28 protein-coding genes and 1 riboswitch are annotated in these 25,497 nt (G+C 60.6%); of the genes, 16 read left to right on the forward strand and 12 right to left on the reverse strand.

Features of this window, described 5'->3' with window-relative positions; genetic code table 11:
* The 3 genes from PQR54_RS16040 (at position 1) to PQR54_RS16055 (ending at position 4,119) form a co-directional block, all read left to right on the forward strand.
* Entirely contained in the window at positions 1-1,200 is a 1,200-nt protein-coding gene (locus tag PQR54_RS16040; protein WP_459251830.1) for a DesA family fatty acid desaturase, read from the forward strand.
* Between the two features lie 289 nt (positions 1,201-1,489).
* Positions 1,490-3,463 carry an acetate--CoA ligase gene (gene acs, locus PQR54_RS16050; RefSeq protein ID WP_408247279.1) on the forward strand — a complete coding sequence of 658 codons (1,974 nt, stop codon included), beginning with the start codon at positions 1,490-1,492 and terminating at the stop codon, positions 3,461-3,463.
* Between the two features lie 56 nt (positions 3,464-3,519).
* A complete protein-coding gene (locus tag PQR54_RS16055) occupies positions 3,520-4,119 on the forward strand; it encodes an acetate uptake transporter (protein ID WP_408247280.1) in 600 nt (199 codons plus the stop codon).
* 85 nt (positions 4,120-4,204) lie between these two features.
* On the opposite strand, the gene PQR54_RS16060 is transcribed toward PQR54_RS16055, so the two are convergent.
* From PQR54_RS16060 to PQR54_RS16075, 4 genes are all read right to left on the reverse strand, one after another.
* Entirely contained in the window at positions 4,205-4,729 is a 525-nt protein-coding gene (locus tag PQR54_RS16060; RefSeq protein ID WP_408247282.1) for a universal stress protein, read from the reverse strand.
* 24 nt (positions 4,730-4,753) lie between these two features.
* Complete coding sequence (locus tag PQR54_RS16065; protein ID WP_408247284.1) at positions 4,754-4,969, reverse strand: hypothetical protein; 216 nt, start codon at positions 4,967-4,969, stop codon at positions 4,754-4,756.
* Between the two features lie 48 nt (positions 4,970-5,017).
* Positions 5,018-5,251: a hypothetical protein gene (locus tag PQR54_RS16070; protein ID WP_408247286.1), complete on the reverse strand. Its 234-nt coding sequence runs from the start codon at positions 5,249-5,251 to the stop codon at positions 5,018-5,020.
* A gap of 85 nt (positions 5,252-5,336) precedes the next feature.
* Complete coding sequence (locus PQR54_RS16075; protein WP_408247288.1) at positions 5,337-5,930, reverse strand: BPSL1445 family SYLF domain-containing lipoprotein; 594 nt, start codon at positions 5,928-5,930, stop codon at positions 5,337-5,339.
* Positions 5,931-6,368: 438 nt separating this feature from the next.
* On the opposite strand from PQR54_RS16075, the gene PQR54_RS16080 reads away from it, so the two are divergent.
* The 3 genes from PQR54_RS16080 to PQR54_RS16090 all read left to right on the forward strand — a co-directional run bounded on the left by PQR54_RS16080 (position 6,369) and on the right by PQR54_RS16090 (position 8,724).
* Complete coding sequence (locus PQR54_RS16080) at positions 6,369-7,235, forward strand: sensor histidine kinase (protein ID WP_408247290.1); 867 nt, start codon at positions 6,369-6,371, stop codon at positions 7,233-7,235.
* Between the two features lie 327 nt (positions 7,236-7,562).
* Positions 7,563-8,282 (forward strand): Crp/Fnr family transcriptional regulator, encoded by a 720-nt coding sequence (locus PQR54_RS16085; RefSeq protein WP_408248044.1) that lies wholly within the window; start codon positions 7,563-7,565, stop codon positions 8,280-8,282.
* A 22-nt stretch (positions 8,283-8,304) separates the two neighbouring features.
* Positions 8,305-8,724 (forward strand): DUF1810 domain-containing protein, encoded by a 420-nt coding sequence (locus PQR54_RS16090; RefSeq protein ID WP_408247292.1) that lies wholly within the window; start codon positions 8,305-8,307, stop codon positions 8,722-8,724.
* Positions 8,725-8,872: 148 nt separating this feature from the next.
* On the opposite strand, the gene PQR54_RS16095 is transcribed toward PQR54_RS16090, so the two are convergent.
* Positions 8,873-9,175, reverse strand: a complete 303-nt coding sequence (locus PQR54_RS16095; protein WP_408247294.1) for a hypothetical protein — start codon at positions 9,173-9,175, stop codon at positions 8,873-8,875.
* Positions 9,176-9,545: 370 nt separating this feature from the next.
* Between PQR54_RS16095 and PQR54_RS16100 the strand changes: the two genes are divergently transcribed.
* Both PQR54_RS16100 and PQR54_RS16105 read left to right on the forward strand, forming a co-directional pair.
* On the forward strand, positions 9,546-9,950 hold the full coding sequence (locus PQR54_RS16100) for a GFA family protein (RefSeq protein ID WP_408247296.1): 405 nt from the start codon (positions 9,546-9,548) through the stop codon (positions 9,948-9,950).
* A gap of 182 nt (positions 9,951-10,132) precedes the next feature.
* Positions 10,133-10,651: a low affinity iron permease family protein gene (locus tag PQR54_RS16105; protein WP_408247298.1), complete on the forward strand. Its 519-nt coding sequence runs from the start codon at positions 10,133-10,135 to the stop codon at positions 10,649-10,651.
* A 181-nt stretch (positions 10,652-10,832) separates the two neighbouring features.
* On the opposite strand, the gene PQR54_RS16110 is transcribed toward PQR54_RS16105, so the two are convergent.
* The 5 genes from PQR54_RS16110 to andR form a co-directional block, all read right to left on the reverse strand.
* Positions 10,833-11,042, reverse strand: a complete 210-nt coding sequence (locus PQR54_RS16110; protein WP_408247300.1) for a hypothetical protein — start codon at positions 11,040-11,042, stop codon at positions 10,833-10,835.
* A gap of 284 nt (positions 11,043-11,326) precedes the next feature.
* Positions 11,327-11,560 (reverse strand): hypothetical protein, encoded by a 234-nt coding sequence (locus tag PQR54_RS16115; RefSeq protein ID WP_408247301.1) that lies wholly within the window; start codon positions 11,558-11,560, stop codon positions 11,327-11,329.
* Positions 11,561-11,884: 324 nt separating this feature from the next.
* Entirely contained in the window at positions 11,885-12,076 is a 192-nt protein-coding gene (locus tag PQR54_RS16120; RefSeq protein WP_408247303.1) for a hypothetical protein, read from the reverse strand.
* 322 nt (positions 12,077-12,398) lie between these two features.
* Complete coding sequence (locus tag PQR54_RS16125; RefSeq protein WP_408247305.1) at positions 12,399-12,989, reverse strand: TMEM165/GDT1 family protein; 591 nt, start codon at positions 12,987-12,989, stop codon at positions 12,399-12,401.
* Between the two features lie 5 nt (positions 12,990-12,994).
* Positions 12,995-13,181: riboswitch (yybP-ykoY riboswitch) on the reverse strand.
* Positions 13,182-13,395: 214 nt separating this feature from the next.
* Positions 13,396-14,355 carry an anthranilate 1,2-dioxygenase regulatory protein AndR gene (andR, locus tag PQR54_RS16130; RefSeq protein ID WP_408247307.1) on the reverse strand — a complete coding sequence of 320 codons (960 nt, stop codon included), beginning with the start codon at positions 14,353-14,355 and terminating at the stop codon, positions 13,396-13,398.
* 211 nt (positions 14,356-14,566) lie between these two features.
* Between andR and andAc the strand changes: the two genes are divergently transcribed.
* Genes andAc through PQR54_RS16150 form a run of 4 tightly spaced genes read left to right on the forward strand, consistent with a single transcriptional unit; the run spans position 14,567 to position 17,911 of the window.
* Positions 14,567-15,838 (forward strand): anthranilate 1,2-dioxygenase large subunit AndAc, encoded by a 1,272-nt coding sequence (andAc, locus tag PQR54_RS16135; protein WP_408248046.1) that lies wholly within the window; start codon positions 14,567-14,569, stop codon positions 15,836-15,838.
* Between the two features lie 18 nt (positions 15,839-15,856).
* Positions 15,857-16,333, forward strand: coding sequence for an anthranilate 1,2-dioxygenase small subunit AndAd (andAd, locus tag PQR54_RS16140; protein WP_408247309.1), 477 nt, complete (start codon positions 15,857-15,859; stop codon positions 16,331-16,333).
* A 12-nt stretch (positions 16,334-16,345) separates the two neighbouring features.
* Positions 16,346-16,675, forward strand: a complete 330-nt coding sequence (gene andAb / locus PQR54_RS16145; protein ID WP_408247311.1) for an anthranilate 1,2-dioxygenase ferredoxin subunit AndAb — start codon at positions 16,346-16,348, stop codon at positions 16,673-16,675.
* A gap of 27 nt (positions 16,676-16,702) precedes the next feature.
* Positions 16,703-17,911, forward strand: coding sequence for an NAD(P)/FAD-dependent oxidoreductase (locus tag PQR54_RS16150; RefSeq protein ID WP_408247313.1), 1,209 nt, complete (start codon positions 16,703-16,705; stop codon positions 17,909-17,911).
* Between the two features lie 180 nt (positions 17,912-18,091).
* Here PQR54_RS16150 and PQR54_RS16155 read toward each other — a convergent pair whose 3' ends face one another.
* Positions 18,092-18,829: a hypothetical protein gene (locus tag PQR54_RS16155; RefSeq protein ID WP_408247315.1), complete on the reverse strand. Its 738-nt coding sequence runs from the start codon at positions 18,827-18,829 to the stop codon at positions 18,092-18,094.
* Between the two features lie 230 nt (positions 18,830-19,059).
* Between PQR54_RS16155 and PQR54_RS16160 the strand changes: the two genes are divergently transcribed.
* The 3 genes from PQR54_RS16160 to ilvD all read left to right on the forward strand — a co-directional run bounded on the left by PQR54_RS16160 (position 19,060) and on the right by ilvD (position 22,961).
* The gene (locus tag PQR54_RS16160) at positions 19,060-19,797 is read left to right on the forward strand and encodes an anti-sigma factor family protein (RefSeq protein WP_408248049.1); all 738 of its coding nucleotides are present in this window, start codon (positions 19,060-19,062) and stop codon (positions 19,795-19,797) included.
* 67 nt (positions 19,798-19,864) lie between these two features.
* Entirely contained in the window at positions 19,865-20,824 is a 960-nt protein-coding gene (locus PQR54_RS16165; RefSeq protein WP_408247317.1) for a DUF1571 domain-containing protein, read from the forward strand.
* Positions 20,825-21,098: 274 nt separating this feature from the next.
* Positions 21,099-22,961: a dihydroxy-acid dehydratase gene (gene ilvD, locus PQR54_RS16170; RefSeq protein WP_408247319.1), complete on the forward strand. Its 1,863-nt coding sequence runs from the start codon at positions 21,099-21,101 to the stop codon at positions 22,959-22,961.
* Between the two features lie 102 nt (positions 22,962-23,063).
* Here the strand turns inward: ilvD and PQR54_RS16175 are convergent, their stop codons facing one another.
* On the reverse strand, positions 23,064-24,269 hold the full coding sequence (locus PQR54_RS16175) for a tyrosine-type recombinase/integrase (protein ID WP_408247321.1): 1,206 nt from the start codon (positions 24,267-24,269) through the stop codon (positions 23,064-23,066).
* 82 nt (positions 24,270-24,351) lie between these two features.
* Here PQR54_RS16175 and PQR54_RS16180 point away from each other — a divergent pair, with 82 nt between their 5' ends.
* The gene (locus PQR54_RS16180; protein ID WP_408247323.1) at positions 24,352-25,497 is read left to right on the forward strand and encodes a DNA-binding protein; all 1,146 of its coding nucleotides are present in this window, start codon (positions 24,352-24,354) and stop codon (positions 25,495-25,497) included.

Here is a 25,497-nt window from a genome sequence, read left to right on the forward strand (position 1 = left end):
TTGTTCAGTACCTCACTCGCGTTTCTCTCCGATGGTCTGCTGGCCCTTTCCGGCTGGCAGATTCTGTTAGCTACGCTGATTTCGACGCACGTCACGATTATCAGCGTAACCGTCTATCTGCACCGCTGCCAGGCTCACCGCGCGCTCGACCTGCATCCTCTCGCCAGCCATTTTTTCCGCTTGTGGCTATGGATGACGACCGGCATGGTGACGGGCACGTGGGCCGCGGTCCACCGCAAGCACCACGCGAAGTGCGAGACGCAGGAGGATCCTCACAGTCCTCAGATCAAGGGCATCTGGAAGGTGGTGCTTGGCGGTGCCGAACTCTACCGCGCCGAGGTGAAAAACGAGGAGACGCTTCGCCGGTTCGGCCACAGCACACCGGTCGACTGGATGGAGCGCAACGTGTATGCGAAGTATCCAAACCTCGGCATCAGCCTGCTGATCGTGATCGATGTCGCGCTGTTCGGAATTGTCGGCGTGTCGGTATGGGCCATCCAGATGATATGGATTCCTTTCTGGGCTGGCGGAGTAGTCAACGGGCTGGGTCATTTCTGGGGTTATCGCAACTTCGGCCCTCCTGATGCGAGCACGAATGTGATTCCCATCGGCATCCTGATCGGCGGCGAAGAACTTCACAACAATCACCACGCGTATGCGACATCCGCAAAATTGTCGAACAGGTGGTACGAGTTCGACATGGGCTGGATGTACATTTGCGTGCTTGCCGCGCTCGGGCTGGCCACGGTCAGGAAAGTGGCGCCGCGGCCGCATCTGGTCAAAGGCAAAGCGGAGATCGACGACGATACGCTGCAAGCCGTACTTCGAAACCGCTTCGAGGTGATGGCGAGTTTTGCGCGAACAGCTGAACGCGCCTTCCGGCAGGAACTGGTGCATGTGAAACACACCAGCCGTCGCGAGAAAGCCATGCTGATGCGTGGCGTCAGACGCTGGTTTCGCGACGATGGGCAGGCAGGGCAAGCCAAGGCGCGTCGACCGGTGCCCAAGGGGCTATACGACAATGCGCCGACGCTTCGTGTCTACGTCGAATTGCGCGACGACCTGTCGGCAATCTGGGAGCGTTCGAATCTCTCGCGTGAACAACTACTCTGCCAGTTGCAGGACTGGTGCCATCGTGCGGAACAAAGTCGCATCGACGCCCTGCGACAATTTTCGCTACGTCTTCGTCTTTACGGCTGATGCCTGGGCATTAGGCCATTTCAGGCCACGCGCATTCGAATGCGGATGTGACGGTGATCAGAAGCGGATTTCCGAACCGGTACGCCACCGTACCGACTTCCGCTCACTGCACGAGCACCGTCATTACAAGTTCCTGACGTAACGCAACGACGGGAAACGAAGCAATTTCTCGAGTCACGATCTCCGTGACCGAGCTACTTTGCCTTGGCCGGTGACTTGCGCTGCTTTGGCGCAATGGCTCGCCGGAAAGCATTTCTCAAGCACGCTCAAAGCGTGCGAGGAAGACGTGATGTCAACTACCGATTCGATTCTGGAAGAGCCCCAGGCATTCCTTCCACACGCCAGCGTAGCGGCGTACGCGGCGATATCCGGCATGGATGCCTATCGCGCGCTGGTCGCCGAGGCAGAGCGCGATTACACCGGATTCTGGGCCCGTCTCGCCCGCGAAACACTGCAATGGAAAACGCCGTTTGCCTCGATTCTCGACGAATCCCGCGCGCCGTTCTATGAATGGTTCAAAGACGGGACCCTGAATGCCTCGTATAACTGCCTCGATCGCCATGTCGAAGCCGGTAACGGCGACCATGTCGCCGTGATTTTCGAAGCCGACGACGGTACGGTCACGCATGTCACCTATCGCGCGTTGCTCGAACGGGTGAGCCGCTTTGCCAACGCGCTGCGAACCCGCGGTGTGAAAAAAGGCGATCGCGTGGTGATCTATATGCCGATGTCGATTGAAGGCATCGTCGCCATGCAGGCTTGCGCCCGGATCGGCGTGACCCATTCGGTCGTGTTCGGCGGCTTTTCGTCGAAGTCGCTCAATGAGCGGATCGTCAATGTGGGTGCGATCGCGCTCGTCACCTGCGATGAGCAGATGCGCGGCGGCAAGGCGTTGCCTCTGAAGAACATTGCGGATGAAGCCCTCGCGATGGGCGGCTGCGACGCGGTGAAGAGCGTGATCGTCTATCGGCGCACGGGCGGCAAGGTCGCGTGGCATGAAGGACGCGACCTGTGGATGCATGAGCTCACAGAAGCCGAAGGTGACGTTTGCGAGCCGGAATGGGTGGGCGCGGAGCATCCGCTCTTCATCCTGTACACGTCCGGTTCGACCGGCGTGCCGAAGGGCGTGCAGCACAGCACGGCGGGCTTCCTGATGTGGGCCGCGCAAACCATGAAGTGGACTTTCGACGCAAAGCGTAGCGACGTGTTCTGGTGTACCGCCGACATCGGCTGGATCACCGGTCATAGCTATATTGCGTATGGTCCGATGGCAATCGGCGCAACCCAGGTCGTGTTCGAAGGCGTGCCGACATGGCCGAACGCCGGCCGTTTCTGGGAGATGATCGCGAAACACCGGGTGACGGTGTTCTACACCGCACCGACCGCCATCCGCTCGCTGATCAAGCTGGCCGAGTCCGACCCGAAGGTTCATCCGGACCGTTTCGACCTTTCGACGCTGCGTCTGCTCGGTACGGTCGGCGAGCCGATCAACCCGGCTGCGTGGACGTGGTTCTATGAGCACGTCGGTCACAGCCATTGCCCTGTCATCGACACCTGGTGGCAAACCGAAACGGGCGGTCACATGATCGCGCCGATGCCGGGCGCCACGCCGCTCGTGCCGGGTTCGTGCACGCTGCCGTTGCCGGGCATCATGGCCGCGGTGGTCGATGAGACCGGGCGCGACGTGCCGAACGGGCAGGGCGGCATTCTCGTCGTCAAACGTCCCTGGCCTTCGATGCTGCGCAACGTATGGGGCGATCCGGACCGCTACACGAAGAGCTACTTTCCTGAAGAACTCGGCGGCAAGCTGTATCTCGCGGGCGACGGGGCGGTGCGTGACGAAGACACGGGCTACTTCACGATTACCGGCCGCATCGACGACGTGCTCAACGTGTCCGGCCACCGGCTCGGCACCATGGAGATCGAGTCGGCACTGGTCGCCAATCCGCTGGTTGCGGAGGCCGCTGTTGTCGGGCGCGCTGACGATACGACCGGCGAAGTCGTCGTCGCGTTCGTGGTGTTGAAGGGCGAGCGGCCCACCGGCGACGTGGCGATCAGAATCGCGAATGAGTTGCGCAACTGGGTCGGCAAGGAGATCGGGCCGATCGCCAAGCCCAAGGAAATCCGCTTCGGCGAGAATCTGCCGAAAACCCGTTCCGGGAAGATCATGCGCCGTTTGCTGCGCTCGCTTGCGGCGGGCGAAGAGATCACCCAGGATGTCTCCACGCTGGAGAATCCGGCCATTCTCGATCAGCTCGGGTGATTCGTCGCGAAGGCCGCGGGATCGCCGGATTGTTTTCTATCTTTCAGGAGCAGGCCATGGCCAGCGCACCGAACCGAACACTACTCGCGAACCCCGCGCCACTGGGTCTCGCCGGCTTTGCATTGACGACGTGGCTGCTGAGCATGATCAATGCGGGATGGTTCACGGGCGAGTCGATGGGCCTCGTGCTCGCGTGCGCGCTCGCTTACGGCGGGACCGCGCAGGCGATTGCCGGCGTGATGGAACTGCCGCGCGGCAACACCTTCGGCGCGACCGCCTTTCTGAGCTACGCGGCTTTCTGGTGGTCGTTCGCACTCTTCGTGTTGTTTCTCCACGATAAAGTGCCGGCCGCTTTCGTTGGCTGGTATCTGTTTCTGTGGGGCGTATTTACGTTCTATATGTGGCTGGCCACGTTTCGTTCGCCGCGCGCACTGCAGGCTATCTTTCTGGCACTGTGGATCACGTTCGGCTTGCTGGCGGGTGGCGAATGGACGGGTTCGGTCCTCTTGCGGATGGCCGGTGGTTACGTGGGACTTGTCACGGCGGCGCTCGCGTTCTATCTGTCCGCAGCCGATGTGATCAACGAGGTGCACGGCCGGATTGTCATGCCGATTGGCGAGCCACGCGTCTTCAGGCAGCACGCCGTTGCGCTGTGATGATAGAGGCGTTGAATCCGGCTGCCGTTCAAGGTGATCATCGCGGCCTGGCCTGGCCTAGCGCGCCGCGATGCATGGGCCGCGATTAGCGGGGCAGTTCGTACGTCGCGGCGGCGACGTCGGTGTGTGCGGGACTGGCGGTTTCCGCGACCGTGGTTTGCCCTTGCCGGCTCGGAACCAGCAACACCGGCAGGCTCGCGCTGCGCACGACGCGTTCTGCCACGCTGCCCAGGAACAGACGCTTGAAACCGCGGCGCCCGTGCGTGCCGAGCACCAGCACGTCCGCATTGAATTCGTTGGCCGAAATGCGGATCCGTTCCGAGATGTCTTCGCCGATCGGCGCGACGTCGACGATCCGCGGTGTGCCGGCTACGTTTTCGTGTTTCATTCGCGCCAGCGCATCCGCCATCAGCCGCTGGCCTTCTTCAATGCAGGCGTCGCGCAGGACCGTCGGATCGTAGCCGGACGCGTCGTATGCCATGAGGGGGTTGTCGACCACATACAGCGGCTGCAGTTGCGCGCCATTGTCGCGTGCGAGTTGCAGCGCGCTGTCGAACGCGTGTTCAGAGGTCTCGCTGCCGTCTATCGCTACCAGAATGCGTTTATACATGTCGGCCTCGAAGAAAATCGTGTGCTATTTCAGATTGTTGAGCTCGGCACGCGCGAGCGTCTCGACCGACTCCCACGCAACATCCTCACGCTCGAAGAAAGTGTCGAGTTTGATGAGTTCCTTGCTCTTCGACGCGCCTTTCCGAACAATACACACGCTCGCGACCCAGCCATCGGCAACATGATCCTTGACCGTCATGTACACGTCGTGTGTCCTGCCTGAGATCATTCTGTCTGTCATGGTGCCACCTGTCTGATTGAACGGCAGCCGTAGTGGCCGTCGCCGTTGCTACATTCCAAACTTATGTTCGGCAATGTACTTGTCGCCGTATGCAAGTGCGGCCGCATAGCCTTGCGCACTCGTTTTGAAAATACCGATGTCATAGTGCCTGTCGGCCGATGGCACACAACCTTCCACAGCATGCCGGAGATGAAAATTGAAGGTACCGTCCTGCAGTTCCATGCATTCGGGGGTGAATGTATGAATACGGGCTTGATACAACTTCTGGATGTTTTGCCTCATGACCTGCTCCTGCCGTTTATGCCATCTGTGCCTTTGCACTATGCCGGCGAGGGCGGGCATGGCGCCGCGTCCCTCGGTCCGAATATCAAAGCGACGCGAGCCGTGTCACTTTGGTGCCTTGCAGCGACGCACCCGCCATCAGGCCAGTATTCGTCAGTACGAAAGCTTCGACCTGTCCGGTGGCGGTAGTGGTGTCGAGATTGCCGTTCGCGCCGACCTTCAGCACGGCCACGGAAGCATCTCCGCCAGCCGACCATCCGTCTCTGCTACGGAAGCGGGCCAGCGACTCGTCGGTCATGAACAGGAACACGATCGCGCGCGACTGTGCGCCGATCTGCCAGCCGATCGAACCGGTCGCCGTGCTGTAGTAGCCGACGGTGCGTCCGCCGACGCGCAGCGAACCTTCGCCATACTGGCCGCCAACTACGAAGCCGGCGTCGATGACCGACGGAAACGTCAGTACTCCGCGTGCCTTGCCGACCAGTTCACGCGAGCCGTTCGCGATGCCATAGAGGCGCGTCAACGTCGAGTCGACGCCTGCATCGATAGCGCGTCGCTTGTCCATTTGCCCACTGCGGCTCGCGTCGGAAGAAGAGGTGGTGGTAGTGCAACCCGAAAGCACCGCGCCGAGTGCCAGAAGCGATCCGGGCGTACCCCAGATGAAGGTTCGTCTAAGCATGATTTTCTCCCCGCTGGTCGACGATAAACACACGCTACGCGCGCGCGCGGCAGAAAGCGGTACGACAACGTACAGACACCTGTCTATGTTTAAACGCACCATCCGCGCCGATGTACCGAGATTCTTCCGATGCCGCCGCTACTGCCGCGTCAAGGCTTGGGGCAATCATCAGACATGCGCCGCACCCTCGCCGTGTTGCGTGCAAACGGTCGTTATTTCCGGTCCGAACGCCACCGTACAGACTTACCGGACCGCATCGGCGAATCTGTTGTTTCAACCTGTATTGGTTGCACGATCCTGGTCGTGCCGGCGAGGCAGGATTGGCGAACCGCGCGCTTCTGGTGCCTAGTAAGCAGCCTCTGTAGTAGTTGACCACCAGTCCGATACGCGCCTCTCGTCGCTCTTCGTCGTCTACCCAGGCGCGAAATGGGGAATGACATGTCTGCACATCTGGCGTCCACCGAGTCGCTTTCGGACGGCGCTGCCTTGAACTATTTCGTCGTGACGGATGCAATGACGACGCACGGCATCCGGGCGGCCGCGGATAACTCCGTGGAGGACGCTTGCACGGCGCCCCTCGGCGGCGCGGCACCGCCAGTCAGCAACCAGATCCTGGCGGTGGTGGCGCATGAGTTGCGCGGCCCGTTGACGCCGTTGCGGCTCGCCAGCCAGTTGATCCGCCAGGCGTCGGCTGAACGCCCGGAGATACTCCGCCTGATCGATATGATCGACCGGCAGGTGAACGGGATTGCAAGGTTGGCGCAAGATTTGATGGATGCGACCCGTGTCGATCGTGACGCACTCCGTCTCAGCAAGGTCGACATTGAGATCGGGGCTTTGTTGGCCGACGTCTGCGAGATCACGGCAACAGCCGCCGCCGAGAAGAAACAGGTTTTCACCGTATCGATTCCCGACGCGCCTTTGCGCGTGCAAGGCGATCCCGTTCGCTTGACCCAGGCCGTCGGCAACCTGTTGCATAACGCGGTGAAATACACGCCGGCGCACGGCAATATACGAATGACCGTGCTTGCAGAACGAAACGATCTTGTCATCAGAATCAATGACCATGGTTCGGGGATTTCGGCCGTTCTGCTGCCGCATATTTTCGAGCTGTTCGCACAATCGAGCAGAACGATCGCCGCCAGTGCGGGCGGCCTCGGCATTGGTCTCGCGGTCGTGAGAGCCATTGCTCAAGCTCACGGTGGCACGGTGTCGGCAACCAGCGCAGGTCCCGGAGAGGGCAGCGAGTTTACCCTCAGGGTGCCGATCGTCGCATCCGGCGGCGCGTTTTTTTGCAACGTGTAAGTGGAACCAGCGATTGCCGTTCAGCCGATGCGTTGGTTCGGAAAGGCCGCGCATGACAGTGGTTTTCGAAGGTCGTGCGATCCGCACGCGCGTGCGTGTGGCAAGGCGAACTCATGCCAGCAGGCGGATCGGCGCGTAATTTCGACGCGACCTATAATCTTTTTGCGTATCGGCCAAATCTCCGGTAACGCGAAGATTACCGCATCGTGACGCGCTGCGGCACAAGCCGCAAAGGTGTTGGAGCATTCCTCCATCTATCCATATTCACCCGTCAGGAAATCGTCGGCGAAAGCGGCGCGGTTCCGGGCGAGCTGCGGAGTGTGTGAAATGTCTCAAGATCGCCGTCAAAACGAAAACCATCTGCTGGCAGTATTGCCTGATCTGGAGTGGGAGCGTCTGTCGCCGCATCTGTCACTCGTGGATATGCCGCTCGGCACCGTCGTCTACGAATCCGGCGATCGCCTCAACTACGTTTACTTCCCGACCACCTGCATCGTGTCGCTGCTCTATGTGATGGAAGATGGCGCATCCGCCGAAATTGCGATCGTCGGTAACGAAGGGCTTATCGGCATCGCACTTTTCATGGGTGGCGAGACCACGCCGAGCCGCGCGGTCGTGCAAAGCGCCGGGCAAGCCTATCGCCTGGACGCTCAGATCCTGAAAGAGGAATTTCATCGTGCAGGGCCTGTCCAGCGCCTTTTGCTGCGCTATACCCAGGCGCTAATCACGCAGATGGCGCAGACCGCTGTCTGCAATCGTCACCATTCGATCGACCAGCAGTTGTGCAGGTGGCTGCTGCTTAGCATAGACCGTCTCTCGTCGAACGAATTGAAGATGACGCAGGAACTGATTGCCAATATGCTGGGTGTGCGCCGCTCCGGAGTAACCGAAGCCGCACTTAAACTGCAGGACGCGGGTTTGATCCGCTACAGCCACGGCCACATTGAGGTATTGGACAGGCCGGGACTCGAAAAGCGTGTGTGCGAATGTTACAGCGTAGTGAAGCGCGAATTCGACCGGTTGCTGCCCGCTTTGAAAGCGCTATAGAAACGGCGGAACGGAGAGCGAATTGGACGATCCCTTTAACCTGCAGCGCTTTGTCGACGCGCAGAAGCCGCTGTACGCGCAGGTCTGTGACGAACTGCGCAACGGGCGTAAGCAAAGCCATTGGATGTGGTTCGTGTTTCCACAGATCCAGGGGCTTGGGACGAGTGCAATGGCGCAGCGGTTCGCGATTTCGTCGTTGGCCGAGGCCGATGCTTATCTGCGCCATCCGGTCCTGGGCGAACGGCTGAGGCAATCGACCCAATACGTCAACGTTGTTGAGGGTCGCTCAATCGAGGACATTTTCGGGTATCCGGATTATCTGAAGTTTCACTCGTCGATGACGCTATTCGAGCACGCGGCGATCGACAAAGCGCCTTTTGCTGAAGCGCTCAGGAAGTATTTCCACGGCCAAGGTGATCCACTAACGTTGGAGCGCTTGTAGCAAGGCGATTAGCAGCTTGGCGCAGGCATGGCGCGTCCCGCGTTGATTCAGCCTATCGCCGACACGCACGGCCGTGCGCGTTGCCATAGTGTCAAAGGCCTCGAACAGGATGCACCCTTGCAGGCTCGACATGCCACATGCAGTTTAGTCAGCTGCGCGTACGCCTTTTCTTTTTGGGTTTCGGCGGTGCGAGCGCAGCGGTCCAGAAAGCGGTGGTCCCGCGCTTTGCCGCCGCCGTCGCGTGACCGCGCGCTGAGCCCGCCACTGCATTGGCTCCGCTCAGCCACATGCTGAGGAAGGGGTTCTTTTTCATCCACGGATTTTTCATGTCGGGCCCGATCGAATAACGGTTGTCCAGTTCATCCCTAACGAAGACCGCAACGGGCATACCTCTCTGGCTGCGATCACTGCGCAGATGCAAATCGAGCGTGGAATTGATCTTGTCGAACATAAATGGGCAAATCGTTCGCGATAGACGGCAGCCGCCGGCGGAGATCGCTTTGCAGACTGACGCCGACTTGAATACACCCGTTGTACATTCGTGCAGTCGCGAATCGCGCAGACGCCCGATACATTCGGCTAATCGCTCCGGCAGCTATTGCAGTGTGTGGGCATACCGTTTGCTGATTTAGAAACCGTTAATACCTTGGTTGCAAAGTTTGAAACGATGAAGCGGCGCCTGGTCGAGCGGCTGCTGCTTCGAGAGTCGTTGGTCGTTTGGAGATTGAATCAGACGCGCAAGTCGGGCGCGAAGGTTCTCTAAGAAGAGCGATAGGTAAGGGATGGCGCGCACTCCGAGCTCCGCGAAGGAGGGTGTTGGGATGACGAACAGTGAAGCAGTCGAACAAACCGGCGGATGTGCGTGCGGCGCGGTGCGATTTCGCGTCACCGCGAGCCCCCGGCGAGTGTCGATATGTCACTGCATGACATGTCGGCGAATACATGGCAACGTGTTTGGCGGTTATGCCATGTTCGAGCGTCGCGCCGTGGAGTGGTCCGGTCCTACACAGGCGTGGCAGAGTTCGCCCGGGGCGCGACGGCATTTTTGCCCGACCTGCGGGTCGGTCGCGTTCATGGAATACAACGACAGTGACGAACTGGATCTCCCGCTTGGAGCCTTTGACCGCGTGGGCCTGTATGAGCCGAGCTACGAGCTCTGGTGTTGTCATAAAGAGCCATGGCTGCCCACCGGGGTGCGGGCCGAATACAACGAGGACAGACTGTGACCACGACCCTTGCCCGATACAAGCGGTCGTAGTTTTACGGCGCGATGCCACAGTCACCTACCCACTAGTGGCAACCCGGTTTGCTGGCATTGAATAGCCGGCAAGTAGTCGCGCAGTTGATTTCAACCGCCAGCGGCATAAAGTTTGCAAAAGAAGATATGCCTAACCTTCTGGAGCCGGTCATGACTACCCAACCTGCCGCGCCTTCGTCAACTGACGAACTCGACACCGTCCCAGACACATTGAGCCCTGCTTACGCCGGCAGTCACCCTCTAACGCGCCTATTCGACCGCTTTGCAAGCCTTGTCACGCGATGGGCCGGGTCACCCGCTGCCTTCTGTCTTGCCGTACTGACAGTGGTCGCCTGGGTCGTCACAGGGCCTATCTTCCACTACTCGGACGGATGGCAACTGGTGATCAACACCGGCACCACCATCGTCACTTTTCTAATGGTCTTTCTGATCCAGCAGAGCCAGAACAAAGACAGCGTCGCGTTGCACCTGAAGTTGAATGAACTGCTTTCCTCGCATCGAGCCGCAGATAACAATCTGATCGGCATCGAGGACGCGTCTGAGGAAGAACTCCGAAGACTTGCGGCGGCTTACCTGCGTTTGTCCACCCAGTCTGCCGCCGATGCTCGAGGTTCGCCCACAAAGGGCGGCATGGTGGGGGAACCGGTCGGGCAGGCCGTCGAAAGTTGATATCAAAGGAGTCGGCGGATAAACGTTGCGCCGACGTTCAACGCCCGCTTCGATGAGCGAGCGTTAAGGATCGACGATGAGGCGCTCACCCGCTGAGGTAACCGCATGGCCAAGGCTATTCGATCACGTGGCGGCCTGAAAGCCGGACAGCGCCTGTTCGTCAACGACTGCGCCCGCAGCTTTAAACGAGGGTGGTTTCGCTGTCTATCTCGTCGAACATGGTCAGCAGGCGCGACACTCGCCGGGCACCACCGGGAAGTAATGTCTGCGCTGTTTCGAGTGCCGCAATACGCTGCCGCCAATAGACAAGTCCAAGAACATTATTGGCGACGAGTTGCGGGAGTATATGTTCGAGGTGAGCGAGATCTTTCTCAAGCTGATGGTGCGACATATTGATCCTTTTTACCGAGATTAAAGCTCCGGAAAGCAGATGCTCCGGTCGATATGACCTGCAGCCCCTCTGCCTTTTATAGGCAGAGGCCTGCGTGCAGTTCGCCTCGCTTCGCCGACCAACTAGTCCGCGAAAGTAACCAGGCGCCTCGGAAAGAAGGGTTGTGAAGATTTCCTGCGATTGTTTTTTCTACTCTATCTGGCATGCGGGAGCATGTCTGTACGGTGCCGTACCGCAAAGATTTCGTTTCTCGCGTGAGAGTGGGTAACGACGCTACGCGGCATTCATAGGTGACGAATCAATATCGGGTTCCGCCGCCGGCCCGTGAATATCCAGTTCCTGCGGGCATTACCCGAGTGCCTGATCCATCGTTTGGTCGTTAAGGATCGAGTCGACTCCGTGTCGCGCTCCTTTTCTTCCACAGCCGCCGGCATGCCGTCATCCGTCGCATTCTCAGCGGCTTCTCTTCGCCTTCTGTTCTCTTCCAATTCCGCTGTATTGACCTGGTCGTCATTCATGATTCTCTCCTGCCGATAAAGAACGGCTCCGCCGACGGGATGTCGGCATCCGTCCCATAGCGTCGGCGATGGGGCGCATTCGTAATTCGGGTACTGGTATTCTCTGCGCGTCAGCGAGTACGATTTATTTCGTACACGAAGTCTTGACAGCACCGACGTCGGGAATGATTGCGTTGCGGCGAGCGCGGCAACGACTGAGAGCGGCAATTGCCGCCATTTAGTAATCAAGCCTTGCAGTCAGTGCAGAGATCCGGAACGGCCGCGTGCCGCATTGCCAGAGGCTTGCCGTTCATCAAGTGGATGAGCGGTCTGGAGCGCTCCGCGTCAACTCTCTGCCAACGGCGCCGAATAACGCCACTTGCTTGCGTTCGAATCAATGCGTTCGTCATTGATGCGTCGTTTTTCCGCCCGTGCACGATCCGCGTTTTCGAGGGAGAGTGCTTGTGCCTGACGCGACAGAGCGTACTCACTCACGTTGCCGGCCGTACGTTGTGCAACTTTGATTTGTGATCGCATGATGATTCCAGAACAAGGGGCACTGAGTGCGACCCATGTACTGACTGTATACCCATCGCCCAATGCAAGCACGCTTTCCTTTACAAAGGTTAAAACCGAAAAGGTAGGGCTGCGTTTTTTTCAAACGCAAAAAGACACGCCGGGAATCTTCGGCAACGTATCTTTTCGCGCTTTCTCGCAACAAGTGCTTACCAGGAGGGCCGAAGTATCAGGCCTGGCATCGTGGGCAATCGATGCTAGGGCCGACATCGATGATGTTCGAGGGCAACTCAGGCGAGAGCGCACGACGCGCTCCGCAAGCGTACGAAACCAGCCCTTCGAACTAGAACAGCGGGTGCTCGTGCGGATACAGCGCCGTCCTGAGGGCAAAGCCGCCGAGGACAACGAAGATGACCGCGGCCAGAATGTGGACCGCCCTGGTTGGCAGACGGTCGGCGAACTTGTGTCCCAGGTAGATGACGGGCACGTTAGCCAGCATCATGCCGAGCGTGGTGCCGGCAACCACTCCAAAGAATTCGTGAAACCGTGCGGCCAGAGCGATCGTGACAACCTGCGTCTTGTCACCCATTTCAGCGAGAAAGAACGTCAGCGCCGTGGTGCCGAATACTCCCATCGGATGCGTGGTCGACACCGCCTCGGCGCCGTCGAGCTTGTCGGGAATCAGAATCCACACAGCCATGACGGCAAATGACGCGACGACTGCCCAGTTCAGAATCGAGGGACTCAGAACGCTGGCAAGCCATGCGCCCAAAGCGCCGGACGCAGCATGATTGATGAGCGTTGCGACAAAGACGCCGAGAATGATCGGAATGGGTTTGCGATATCGGGCGGCCAGCACCAGGGACAACAGTTGGGTCTTGTCGCCGATTTCGGCTAGACCGACCACGCTGGTCGAAACGAGGAACGATTGCATAGGTTGAGGGCCGGGCCGCGCAGTAGGTACGCGATGACGCGCATTCCGGCGACCCGGTCAGGTCGGAATGCGAGTCATCGGTCTTGCCAGGCATAGTGCTGTGCACGCCATGGCGGTCTGTCGACCACCAAGTATGTTGACGGGCACCCTCGAGCATTGCGGTCGAGGCGGCTACTCCCCAATGAGAGGGGCGATTCTACATTGTCTCGGTCGAGTAACGCAAATCGTCAGCTTTCCGAAAGCGGGTAACAGCTTGTCCCTTGCTGGTTTGCCGGGGTTTCATGTCGGTGCAGTGTCAACTATGTCAGCAAGACCTATAGCGACATCACGAACGTCAATTCCATTGCGTCGTATGTTCACGTGGTTCGATGTCGGGACGGCGGCGCAGTGTGTGTCGCCGTCACACTTACATCCGCCGCGCCAACGTCTCTGACGGAGATTCGCCGAATCGCTTCTTGTACTCTATCGAGAATCGCCCGAGGTGAAAGAAGCCGCAATCCATGGCGACCTGCGAGACCTGGACACCGGGGGCCGCTTCGCGAAGAATCTGATACGCCCTGTCGAGGCGGATTTGCCGCAGATATTGCGTGGGACTGATGCCCCGGAACTGCTGGAAGCCGTCACGCAGTGTCCGTTCGGGCAACCCGAGAGCGGTTGCTATATCCGGCAGCCGCAAGACTTCTCCACAATGTTCCTGCATGAAATCCTCGGCCCGCCTGACGAAGCCCGGTGACGCCGTCCGACGACCCGGCTCAGGTGCCGCTGTAACGAGACCAGGCGTCAGCAACTCGATCAGAAGGCGGCCCATCTGCCTGCCGACGCCCTCATTTTTCCGGGCAAGATCGAGCAGAGCCGATGAATTGGCAATCAGATTGAGTTGCTGCAACCAGCCGACGAGCGCCGGACTGTCGACGTGAAGGTGCGAGCCGTGACCCAGGCCCGCAGGCCATGCTTGAGTGCCGAGAAAACCGGTGTCGATGCGCACGATAAACTGCTCGCAATCCGGCGAGAGAACGGCGTCGAATGGCTCGCCGGCTGCGCACAACACCGCGTTCGACTGATCCGCGCAGACAATTCGTCCCCTTGTCCGTACCTCCGCCTGACCGTTGACGCAAAACATCAGCAGGTGATAGCCGTCAACCGCCTCCACGTCGACACGCATCGCGGTTCCGAACGCAATCGTGCCGATCCCGACTCCGCCGAGCCTGACAAAGTCCATATGTGAGCGGCCTGCCTTGGCGCCGGAGGGGACGAGCAGGTGCGGCTGCATCACACCGGAGATAAGTTCGCGCGTTTCATCGAGATCGGCAGACTCGAAGAGTCTGAATTCGCGTAAGGCCAGTGCGCTAAACGGAGACTTGAGCATGACTAACCGGCGGGTAGACGTTGCAATGTTTCAACTGTGAAAGTATGAAAGTGTGACTGAAAAATAATCACGGCGATACACGATTCAATCCTCGCGACGAAACTTGCCGAAACTGGATAGCGCGGCCGAATTGCGCCGAAACTGGATAGCGATTGCATTTCGGCGGCCTCAGCATTGCTCCACGATGATATTCCACACGTGGAGGAGCATGATGCAAACGACTGAGATACCCCTGCGGCCAGCCGCCGAACTGGACGATGATTTCGTCAGATTTCCGCATACGGACGGCTCGCGTGTCCCGTACAAGGTGTTCAGCTCTCAGGCCGTATTTGAACGGGAGCAGGCGCGGATTTTTCGCGGCCCGACCTGGAACTTCGTTGCCCTCGAGGCTGAAATTCCTAACAACGGCGACTTCAAGAGCACCTTCGTCGGCGATACGCCGGTAGTCGTGACCCGCCGGGAAGACGGCAGCGTTGCCGCATGGGTCAATCGCTGCGCGCATCGCGGCGCGATGGTCTGCCGCAAGGCGCGCGGCAACGCAACGTCGCACACCTGTGTCTATCACCAATGGAGTTTCGACAACGCGGGTAATCTGCTCGGCGTGCCGTTTCGACGCGGACAGAAAGGCATGACCGGGATGCCTAAGGACTTCGATCCGAAGGCGCACAGCCTGAAGCAACTGCGCGTCGAAACCTATCGCGGCCTCGTATTCGCCACGTTCAGCGAAGAAGTGGCGCCGTTGCCGGAATACCTTGGCAACGAAATGCGCCCGTGGATCGACAGGATCTTCCACAAGCCCATCGAGTATCTCGGTTGCACGCGCCAGTTCTCCAACTCGAACTGGAAGCTCTACATGGAGAACGTGAAGGACCCGTACCACGCGAGCATGCTGCATCTCTTTCACACCACCTTCAACATCTTCCGTGTGGGTATGAAGGCACGCTCGATTCCGGATGCGAATCACGGCCTGCACAGCATCATCACCGTGACGAAAACGGGAGAGGACACGTCGGACGCGTACAAGCAGCAGAACATCCGCTCGTTCGACGAGGGCTTCGCGCTGGAAGACGATTCGATTCTCGCGCTCGTTTCCGAATTCGAAGAAGACACCACGAATCACATCCAGCCGATCTTCCCGCAGCTAGTAATCCAGCAGATTCATAACACGCTGGTTGCGCGTCAATTGCTGGCGAAGGGGCCGGACAGCTTCGAGCTGATTTTCCACTTCTTCGGCTATACGGACGACACCCCCGAAATGCGCGCTCTGCGCATCAAGCAAGCGAACCTTGTCGGCCCGGCGGGATACATCTCGATGGAAGACACGGAGGCCACCGAACTCGTGCAGCAGGGCACCGTTCGTGATGCCGACGCGACCTCGGTCATCGAGATGTCGCGTGGCAATCCTGATCAGCAGGACACGGTCATTACGGAAAGCCTGATCCGCAAGTTCTGGGTCGGCTATCAGAAGCTCATGGGATATTGAAGGGAGGGGTGTCGAGAGATGGAACAGGAAACACAACTGTGGCTTGAGCTTCATATGCTGCAAAGCCGCTACGTCAACGCGCTGGACAACGATCGTCTTGAAGCGTGGCCCGATTTCTTCGTCGAAGACTGCCTGTACGAGATCGTGCCCCGCGAAAATGACGACGCCGGTTTGCCGGTCGGCATCATTCATTGCACGAACAAACGCATGTTGCGCGATCGGGTCGTGTCGCTGCGCAACGCGAACATCTTCGAAGAGCACACGTATCGCCATATGACGTCCGGCTTGACCGTCCTCGAACAGTCCGCGAATGAAGTGCGCACGGAGAGCAGTTACATCGTCGTACAAACGCTGACCAACGGCGAATCGTTCGTGTACCAGGCGGGCCGTTATCTCGACCGCGTGGTTCGAACGCCCGATGGCTGGCGCTATGCCCAAAAGCGGGTGATCTACGACACGTCGCGAGTGCGCACGCTGCTCGCCACGCCGATCTGAACGGAGCTTCGAATGTCGGAAATGATTCAGTGGATCGATGTGGGCGCGACAAGTGACTTCACGGAGGACGAACCGGCCCAGGTTGCTGTCGGCGCGCATCCCGTCGCGGTGTTTCGCACGGAGGGCGAATGGTTTGCGCTGCACGACCTGTGCTCTCACGGTCATGCGCGGCTGTCCGAAGGCTTCGTCGAGAATGGTTGCGTCGAATGCCCGCTTCACCAGGGGCTGATCGATCTGCGCACGGGTGCACCGTGCTCTGCTCCGATTACCGAACCTGTTCGCACGTATCCGATTCGCGTGGTCAACGAGCGGGTGGAAGTCGGCAGTACCGGAACAGAGTGACGGTCGGGCAACCGCGGGAGCTGTGCTATGCAGAGTCAGAATTTTGTTATTGTCGGTGGCGGTCAAGCCGGCCGCAGGGCGGCCGAAGTGTTGCGCGAGCGCGCGCCAGAGGCACGTATCTGCATCATCGGTGACGAACCTCATCTGCCGTATGACCGGCCGTCGCTGTCGAAGGACGCGCTGCTCGACGCAGAGCGGGAGCGGCATGCCTTCATTCGAGACGTCGATTACTACCGGAGCCAGCGTATTGAAGTGCGTCTGGGGCTGAAAGCCACGGCGATCCATCGCGCGGAACGCTTGCTCACCTTGAGCGATGGATCGACGCTCTCTTACGACCGTCTTCTGCTGGCGACCGGATCGCGTGTCCGCGAATTGCGGGGCGGTCCGGTGCATTACCTGCGCACGCTCGACGACGCCAGAAACTTGAGAGCGCGGCTCGCACAGGGAGCGCGGGTCGTGATCGTGGGCGGCGGATTCATCGGACTGGAGGTCGCGGCAACCGCCTTCGGCCGAGGGTGCACGGTGACGCTCGTCGAACCGGTTGAGCGCCTGCTCACGCGTTCGATGCCTGCGGAAGTCGGCGAGTTCATGCGCCAACTCCATGTGAGTCGCGGCGTGGAGTTCCGCCTTGGGACGCAGGTCACGGATATCCGCGAGGCACCGGACGGTTCGGTGCGCGTTGCAACCAGCGAAGGTGAACTGATCGCGGACGTCGTGGTAGCCGGCATTGGCGTGATTCCCAACACGGAATTGGCTGAGCAGGCGGGTCTCGAGGTCAGGGACGGCATCGTGGTCGATCACGAATGCCGTACATCCGACCCGCACATATTTGCGGCCGGGGAGGTCACGCGGCACTTCGTCAGCTCGGTCGGTCGTCACATGCGTGTCGAATCCTGGCAGGTCGCGGAGAAGCAGCCGGCAGTCGCGGCCGCCAACATGTTGGGCGCCACCGAGCGCTACGATGAAACGCCGTGGCTTTGGTCGGATCAATACGACTGCAATGTGCAATCGCTGGGCACGTTCGAAGACGCTTATAAGGTGGTGTTGCGCGGCGTGATTTCCGATGGCGCTTTCAGCATGATCGGCCTCAATCACGCCGGTAACGTACGGGCCGCGGTAACGGTGAACAATGGCAAGGACATGGCGATATTCGTCAGAATGGTCGCTGGTGGTCCGGTAGACGCGAATCAGATGGCCGATACGTCTGTCTCGCTTCGTTCGCTACTCAAGCGATAGCTGCCCGCGGTGTTCATCGAGAGAGGCTTCATTGTTCGCGAACGATTCGCGGACTCTGTTCTCAAGGCCTCTGCCTGCGGAACAATTCACGACACTGTTTCGCGCGCGCTCCTCTGATTCAAGCCGCAGCCTTTGCGCAAGGGACTTCGACACGCAACTGCTCTAACGCAAGGCGGCGTCTCACATCATGCCGCCCGAGCTTCCAATGCCGCCGACTCCGGTGCCGCCCGTGCTGTTATTCGGCGATGTAGCAATCGGATGTGCCGCCCCGGTCCTGGCCATCAGTGCGACGGCGGCGGCGTCCGGTTCGCCGTTGGCGTCGATCACGCCGCGAGCGAGGAGCGCTTCGAGATCGCTGTCCCCGCCAGGCTGACCGGCCGCGAATGCGGTGGTCAGAAAATTGGGCGCGGACAGCGTGACACCGTAGGTTTGCTGCAGATTCTGGCCGACCGCGGCCTGCGCAGTCAGAACGTCGGCCTGATTCGCCAGCACTTGCTGGAACTGTGAGTTCACCGCGAAGCCGGCGACGAGTCCGGTTTCATTCGTGCCGAGTTGCGCCGCGAGATACGACACCAGCAGATCCGTTTCCGGCGTGACGTTGTACGTGCCGCCGGCGAACGCAACGGAATGCAGCATCGTGACGCCCGAGGTCGCGGCGATCATGCATGGCATCACGGCGCCGAGCGTCGCGTGGTAGTTTCCGTTCGCATCCGCTGCAACCGACATCGAACCCCGCGCGCAGTCGATGTTGATCGTCGCGTTCGCCAGTGCCTTGCCCGTTGCCGCCGTGCCGGCGATCGAAACCATCGACGTGCTGTTGCCGCCACCACCACCTCCGCAGCCCGCGAGCCACACGACGCCTGCCATCAGCAGCGTTGCGCCGACAGGTCGAAAGAAGTGCTGCTGTCGAATGTTCATCGAAGTCTGCCGTTGATTCGGACATGCTGTCTAAACGATCCGGCGCCACCGCCTATTCCATCTTTCGCGCAAACCTTCACTTCACACGATTGGAATAGAGCGGCTCTGGCGGGCGTTTATTCAGGGTATTGACGCTGGGTCTTTCGAGTTCGGCATCAGGGCAGGGTAGTTATAAATGGCAAACCAGCCATGAACGACGCAGCAACCGCGGGAGGCGAGGCGTGGGCAGTATGGATTGGCGGCCGCTATCGGCGTTTGCTGACAATGAGTTGTGCGCGTCGGAACGCGCAGCCACGCTCGTCTGGCTGACGACCGACCCTGAGGCGGCCGCACGCGTGGACGATTACCGCGCGCAAAAAGCCGCGCTGACGGCATTGTTCCGGGAGCCGCGAGACGAAGCGCGTTGTATCGTCGTGTGCCGCCTCGCGCCGTGGTGGCGGCGGGCCGGCCTTGCCGCCTCCTGCATGGCGATGGGCGTGGCGCTCGGCTTGTCATCCGCCTGGGTGTCGGCGCAATTCGCGGCCCATCCACCCGTGTTCGCGGAGCGCGCCGATCTCGCTTTCGCGGTGTACGCGCCTGAACAACACCATCCCGTGGAGGTCGCGGCGCTGCAACGCGATCAACTGGTCAACTGGCTGTCGCGACGCCTCGATCGACGCTTGTCGGTGGCTTCGCTCCGGGAATATGGGTACTCGCTGATCGGCGGTCGCCTGCTGCCCGGTGAATCCGGACCTGCGGCGCAATTCATGTATCAGAACACGTCCGGCGCCCGGCTCACGATGTACGTCGAAGCGGTTCCGAAAGATGCGGCGGCATTCCGCCTGTTTCGCGACGGTGATCGCAGCACGTTCTACTGGAGCAGTCAGGGAACGGGGTGCGCGCTGACGGGTCAACTCTCCGAGGCCCAATTGCGGCCCATGGCGATCGACGCATGCAGCACGCTCGGGCAATCCTTCAAACGCCGGTAAACCAGCACGGATCAAACCCATGACGTTTTGCGGATCTGGCATTTCCGAACATCCGGTACGCCGGCTTATGCTGCGTGCCGCGGGACGCCCCGCAATCGTGCGGATGTTGCTGTACGTGCTCGCCTTGACATGCCTGGTTGTCTCCACGGGCGCGTTTGCGCAACCGGCTAGCTCGACGGCGCCGGCTTCATCCGCCACATCGGCGGGATGTGCGGATGCCGGCGCGTCGGATACCGTGAATGCGGACATCGACGAGTTCCGCTGTCTCACGGCTCGCGAACAGGCGACGTCGTTGCGCACGCGGATCGAAAACCACTCGATTCTGACGCTGACCGACGACCAGATCCTCGCGCTGATGGACGCGATGAAGCCAGACGCCTTCGTCGAATACGCGAAGTCCGAGATGATTGCCGACGACGCCTACGAATACAGCATGTTCCGGCAGGAGCGCATCTCCGGAAGATGGCCGGAGCGGCCCGATCACATGATGATCCGATATCAGGACAGCCCGCGAAGAGTCTACGTAAAATGGCTGCCCGATGGCGCCCATGCGGGACAGGAGATTGTCTACGACGAAACCACGGACCCCGGCAGCATCGTCGGCCATCTCGGCGGCCGGCTGCATGTCGTGTCGGGCAAGGTCGCTGTCGACGGTCCGTTTGCGCACGCGCAGTCCCGCCATAGCGTCCGGGATCTGGGCCTGCAGTTCATCGCGCGCACCGTCGAGCACGATGCGCGCAGTTTTCGTGAAGAGGGCCTCAGCGAAAAGCCGAGCCGTATCGAACTCATGAACGCGCACGGCACGCGCTTGCTGGCGTGGACATGGACGGCTCCGTCGGGACCGCCCACGCATTACGCACCGCGCGTGCGGCTGCTGTTCGATCTTCAGCACACGTGGCCCAGTGGCGAAGCCGCGTGGGACGAGCAGGGCGGCCTGCTGGAGCTGATCCGTTTCGAAGACGTCGTGCCGCGCCACTGGAGCGAATCGGTTTTCGATCGCAGTAACCCTGAATATGGGTTCCGCTAATGCCCGGCGTGGTAACGGGAACGTTTAAGGCAACCGCCGCTTCTTCGTCTCGTCCAATCGCCGATTAATATCTTTTTCGACCTAATCGCGCCGGAAAAATATATTGGACGTCTTACGCGTCCTCTCGCACTATTCGTACCTTCCCAGCCGCGCGCGCGTGTCATTGTCGGCCGCCGTCCGCGGGCCATCGCTGCGCTGTCGCTGTCCGCAAGCGGCGCAGCGGCCAGTCTGGGCACAATTCCAATTTTGACGACCCCAATACCTGAGGACACAGATGCCTGACTATCGTTCGAAAACTTCGACCCATGGCCGCAACATGGCCGGCGCGCGCGCCTTGTGGCGTGCCACCGGAATGAAGGACGGTGATTTCGGCAAGCCCATTATCGCGGTGGTGAACTCGTTCACGCAGTTCGTGCCGGGCCATGTGCATCTGCGCGACCTCGGTGCACTCGTCGCGAAGGAAATCGAAGCGGCCGGCGGCGTCGCCAAGGAATTCAACACCATCGCCGTCGACGACGGCATCGCCATGGGTCACGGCGGCATGCTGTATTCGCTGCCTTCGCGCGAATTGATCGCCGACTCGGTGGAGTACATGGTCAACGCGCACTGCGCCGACGCGATGGTCTGCATCTCCAATTGCGACAAGATCACCCCGGGCATGCTGATGGCCGCCATGCGCCTGAACATCCCCGTCGTGTTCGTCTCCGGCGGTCCGATGGAAGCGGGCAAGGTCAAATCGCCGACGGACGGCCAGGTGATCGCCAAGATCGACCTGATCGACGCGATGATCAAGGCAGGCGACTCCCGCGTAAGCGACGCCGAAGTGGCGGAAATCGAGCGCAGCGCGTGCCCGACGTGCGGTTCGTGCTCGGGCATGTTCACCGCGAACTCGATGAACTGCCTGACCGAAGCTATCGGTCTGGCGCTGCCGGGCAACGGTACGATCGTCGCCACGCACGCCTGGCGCAAGGGTCTGTTCGAGCAGGCCGGCCGTCTCGTGGTGGACCTGTGCCGCCGCTACTATCAGGAAGACGACGCCTCGGTCCTGCCGCGCAACATTGCCAGCAAGCAGGCCTTCGAGAACGCCATGGCGCTCGACGTCGCCATGGGCGGTTCGACCAATACCGTGCTGCATCTGCTGGCCGCCGCGCAGGAAGGTGGCGTCGATTTCACGATGTCCGACATCGATCGCATCTCGCGTAAAGTGCCGTGCCTGTGCAAAGTGGCGCCCGCCACCGACAAGTTCCATATCGAAGACGTGCATCGTGCCGGCGGCATTCCCGGCATTCTCGGCGAACTGGCCCGCGCGGAACTGCTCGATCTGTCGTGCGGCAACGTGCATAGCGGCACGCTGGGCAACGCCATCGCCAAATGGGACGTCGCCGGTGGCGCGGGTGAGGAAGCGCAGAAGTTTTTCCGCGCGGCGCCGGGCGGCATTCCGACCACGGTCGCGTTTAGCCAGGAAGCCACCTTTGCCGAACTCGATACCGACCGCAAAACCGGTTGCATCCGCAGCAAGCAGAGCGCCTATTCGAAAGACGGCGGCCTCGCCGTGCTCTACGGCAACCTCGCGGAGAAGGGCTGTATCGTCAAGACCGCCGGTGTCGATGAATCGCAGTGGATTTTCTCCGGTCGCGCGCGCGTCTTCGAGAGCCAGGACGACGCCGTCGAAGCCATTCTGGGCGACAAGGTCGTAGCGGGCGACGTGGTCGTGATCCGCTACGAAGGCCCGAAGGGCGGTCCCGGCATGCAGGAAATGCTTTACCCCACGTCGTATCTGAAGTCCAAGGGACTGGGCAAGAGCTGCGCGTTGTTCACGGACGGCCGCTTCTCGGGTGGTTCGTCGGGGCTGGTGATCGGGCATGCGTCGCCGGAAGCGGCTGAAGGCGGCACGATCGGCCTGGTGGAAGAGGGCGATGTGATCGAGATCGACATTCCCAACCGCAAGATGCACCTGGTGGTGTCGGACGCGGAATTGGCGCGCCGTCGCGAAGCCATGGAGGCTCGCGGCGACAAGGCCTGGCAGCCGGCGAATCGTGAACGCGTGGTGTCGCAAGCGTTGCAGGCGTACGCCGCGCTGGCCACCTCCGCCGACCGCGGCGCGGTGCGGGATCTGTCGCAACTCAAGCGCAAGTGATGTGGGACGGCTCTGGCGCTCGCAGTCGGGCGGGCGGGGCCGGAAGGGATCGGTAGGTGGAGAAGTGTCTATCGATCCCTGCGCTGCTCATCGAAATCAGCCTCACTTCCCCTCGGGCTTGGAATCGTCCCAGTTCATGCGGTGGCGATCCACGGTCTCGCGATGGCGTGCATCGTCTTCGGTATGGAGGTAGAGGCTGGTCGTGTTGAGCGACACGTGGCCCAGGTTGTCACGGATCGTGCGCAGATCCACGCCGCCGTCCGCTTGATGCGAACCCGCGGTATGCCGAAGCCAGTGCGCCGATGCCCGCTCCAGTTCATCCGCCCGATCTGAGAACTCGGCGCCTTTCGAGCGCAACCAAGTAGCCGCATTGCCAAAAATGCTCTTGATCGCGTCGTGAATGGCGGAACGGGACAAACATCGGTTACGGCCTCTGAATGGAATGACCAGGGGCGTTTCTTCGCTGCGAGTGGGCAGCGGCGCCAAACCATTTTCAGTTCGGTAAAACCGCATTTCCTGAATCAGTTCGGGCGAGGCGGGGACAATGCGTTCCTTGTTTCCCTTGCCGAGCGTTTCGAGCCACCACTGATCCTTGCCATCAGCGCCTAGTCGACGGGAAAAATCCCCCATTTTCCCGCCGGCGACTTCGGATATGCGCATGCCCTGAAGGTAGAAAAGCGTCGTCAGCCAGCGGCTGCGGGCGTAATAGGCACGCTCGTCCGCGGACTCGCGCGGCAGTTGCTCGACAAACACCTTCACTTCATCCCACAGCGACGTCGACAGATAGCGCGTTACGCGCGGCGCGGAGCGTTTGGCGCGCTGTCGAAGCAGCGCCATGGGATTGCCTCGCAGATAACCGGCGCTGACCAGCCACGTGAACATCGCGTTCAGGATGATCAACGCCTGACGCTGGCTGGCCGGCGACAGCGGCCCATTGAACGGACGCCAGCGTTCGTCGCCGCGGGGAAACTTGCCGCCCGTGCTCGACACCCAGCGAGCAGCCGGCTGCGGATCGACGAGAAAGCCCTTGAACAGCAGCAGATCCTCGTGCGTCAGCGACGACAGCGGTTTGCCGAGTTGCACGACGGCCCACAGCAGCAGCCGCTCGGCTTCCTTGCGGTAGTTATCGAATGTTGTCCTGGTGTCGGCGTAGTTCGAAAGCCAGGCGCGGACGGCGTCGAGATCGTTGGTGGCCGACAACTGCGAGCCACCGGCCGCGCCACGATTGGCGCCGTCGCGACCGTCGAGAATTTCGGGAACGACGAGCGATTCGACAGGCTGAACGGTGACAAGTTGAGCATCAGGCACGTTCTAGAGGTCCCAAAGGCAAGGTTCGATGCGGAAAACGTCTAATACTAACTACACGACATTATAGTACTAATGTCGTGTAGTGGGTAGCGGAAAATTGGTTATCCAACGTTATACGTTGTATTATCAATGCATCCGGACAAATCAGCTGCCAAGGATCCTTATGCCTCTCGAAACCGACATCGAAGCGCTGCGTGAACGCATCCCGGACACGCAGGAGCTCTATCGCGAGGTGTGCGGGCTGATGTTCTTCCGTTACGGAGAGACGCCGACGGCGAACAAGCTCTACCAACTGGTTCGCAAAGGCAGCATGAGCGCGCCGGCGAAAGCGTTGCGAGACTTCTGGGCGGAAGTCAGGGACAAGACGCGGGTCGACGTCGGGCAACCGGATTTGCCAGCCGAAGTCGCAACGGCCGCCGGCGAATTGGCGGCGACGCTTTGGCGGCTATCCGGCGACGCAGCAAATGCGGCGCTGGAAGCCTTCAGGCAGGACGCCCAGCGCGAAGTCGCCGAGACACGCGAACACACACAAGGGTTGGCCGCGGAACGCGACACTGCGCTCGCTGCCGCCGAGCAGGCATCCCGCGACGCAGCCGACGTCCGGACCGAAAACGCGAAGCTGCTCGCTCGCCTGGTCGAACTGGAAACCGCCAGAACCATGCTGACCGAGCAACTCGCGCAGTCCAGGAAAGAAAGCGCGGCCGCCTCGACGGCGCTGTCGGACGCCAGACGGGAATTCGCCGACGAATTGGGCAAGCTGCGTGTCATGCACAATCAGAGCGAACAGCGCCTGGCCGCGACTGAAAAGCGGGCGCTTCTCGAGATCGACAGCGAGCGGACGGCCGCGCGCCAGACGCGCCAGGAACTACAAGCCGCCATCGATCGGATGGCCGAGGCTCAAGCCACGCATCAGGAGGAGCGAGACCAGTTGCGTGATGCCCTCACTGAGGCGAAAACCCAGTTGGCGACGTCGCTGACACGTTGTGCGAACGTCGAAGGAGAATTGGCGTCGCGGGAAATGGCGCTCGCCGAACAGATAGCGGCGAGCGAACTCCTTCGCAATAAGCTCGAAGCGCTGTCTCATCAACTGGTGGAAAGCGGGCGCCCCGCTGCCACGCCCTCACCCTCTCCTCGCCGCCCGTCATCCGCCAGAAGGCGGAGCGTGCGCCGCGATCTGAAGTTCACGGAAACGGCAGCGGTTCGCAGGTCAACCGCGGACGGTCAGTGA

The organism is Paraburkholderia phytofirmans, assembly GCF_046028095.1.
GTDB classification, from domain to species: Bacteria; Pseudomonadota; Gammaproteobacteria; order Burkholderiales; family Burkholderiaceae; genus Paraburkholderia; species Paraburkholderia phytofirmans_A.

What these genes read in the sequence shown, in the direction of transcription:
- acs (WP_408247279.1), top strand. Translation starts at nt 1,490, where the DNA reads ATGTCAACTACCGATTCGATTCTGGAAGAGCCCCAGGCATTCCTTCCA.
- PQR54_RS16055 (WP_408247280.1), top strand. Translation starts at nt 3,520, where the DNA reads ATGGCCAGCGCACCGAACCGAACACTACTCGCGAACCCCGCGCCACTG.
- PQR54_RS16060 (WP_408247282.1), bottom strand. Translation starts at nt 4,729, where the DNA reads ATGTATAAACGCATTCTGGTAGCGATAGACGGCAGCGAGACCTCTGAA.
- PQR54_RS16065 (WP_408247284.1), bottom strand. Translation starts at nt 4,969, where the DNA reads ATGACAGACAGAATGATCTCAGGCAGGACACACGACGTGTACATGACG.
- PQR54_RS16070 (WP_408247286.1), bottom strand. Translation starts at nt 5,251, where the DNA reads ATGAGGCAAAACATCCAGAAGTTGTATCAAGCCCGTATTCATACATTC.
- PQR54_RS16075 (WP_408247288.1), bottom strand. Translation starts at nt 5,930, where the DNA reads ATGCTTAGACGAACCTTCATCTGGGGTACGCCCGGATCGCTTCTGGCA.
- PQR54_RS16080 (WP_408247290.1), top strand. Translation starts at nt 6,369, where the DNA reads ATGTCTGCACATCTGGCGTCCACCGAGTCGCTTTCGGACGGCGCTGCC.
- PQR54_RS16085 (WP_408248044.1), top strand. Translation starts at nt 7,563, where the DNA reads ATGTCTCAAGATCGCCGTCAAAACGAAAACCATCTGCTGGCAGTATTG.
- PQR54_RS16095 (WP_408247294.1), bottom strand. Translation starts at nt 9,175, where the DNA reads ATGTTCGACAAGATCAATTCCACGCTCGATTTGCATCTGCGCAGTGAT.
- PQR54_RS16100 (WP_408247296.1), top strand. Translation starts at nt 9,546, where the DNA reads ATGACGAACAGTGAAGCAGTCGAACAAACCGGCGGATGTGCGTGCGGC.
- PQR54_RS16105 (WP_408247298.1), top strand. Translation starts at nt 10,133, where the DNA reads ATGACTACCCAACCTGCCGCGCCTTCGTCAACTGACGAACTCGACACC.
- PQR54_RS16110 (WP_408247300.1), bottom strand. Translation starts at nt 11,042, where the DNA reads ATGTCGCACCATCAGCTTGAGAAAGATCTCGCTCACCTCGAACATATA.
- PQR54_RS16115 (WP_408247301.1), bottom strand. Translation starts at nt 11,560, where the DNA reads ATGAATGACGACCAGGTCAATACAGCGGAATTGGAAGAGAACAGAAGG.
- PQR54_RS16120 (WP_408247303.1), bottom strand. Translation starts at nt 12,076, where the DNA reads ATGCGATCACAAATCAAAGTTGCACAACGTACGGCCGGCAACGTGAGT.
- PQR54_RS16125 (WP_408247305.1), bottom strand. Translation starts at nt 12,989, where the DNA reads ATGCAATCGTTCCTCGTTTCGACCAGCGTGGTCGGTCTAGCCGAAATC.
- andR (WP_408247307.1), bottom strand. Translation starts at nt 14,355, where the DNA reads ATGCTCAAGTCTCCGTTTAGCGCACTGGCCTTACGCGAATTCAGACTC.
- andAc (WP_408248046.1), top strand. Translation starts at nt 14,567, where the DNA reads ATGCAAACGACTGAGATACCCCTGCGGCCAGCCGCCGAACTGGACGAT.
- andAd (WP_408247309.1), top strand. Translation starts at nt 15,857, where the DNA reads ATGGAACAGGAAACACAACTGTGGCTTGAGCTTCATATGCTGCAAAGC.
- andAb (WP_408247311.1), top strand. Translation starts at nt 16,346, where the DNA reads ATGTCGGAAATGATTCAGTGGATCGATGTGGGCGCGACAAGTGACTTC.
- PQR54_RS16150 (WP_408247313.1), top strand. Translation starts at nt 16,703, where the DNA reads ATGCAGAGTCAGAATTTTGTTATTGTCGGTGGCGGTCAAGCCGGCCGC.
- PQR54_RS16155 (WP_408247315.1), bottom strand. Translation starts at nt 18,829, where the DNA reads ATGAACATTCGACAGCAGCACTTCTTTCGACCTGTCGGCGCAACGCTG.
- PQR54_RS16160 (WP_408248049.1), top strand. Translation starts at nt 19,060, where the DNA reads ATGGATTGGCGGCCGCTATCGGCGTTTGCTGACAATGAGTTGTGCGCG.
- PQR54_RS16165 (WP_408247317.1), top strand. Translation starts at nt 19,865, where the DNA reads ATGCTGCGTGCCGCGGGACGCCCCGCAATCGTGCGGATGTTGCTGTAC.
- ilvD (WP_408247319.1), top strand. Translation starts at nt 21,099, where the DNA reads ATGCCTGACTATCGTTCGAAAACTTCGACCCATGGCCGCAACATGGCC.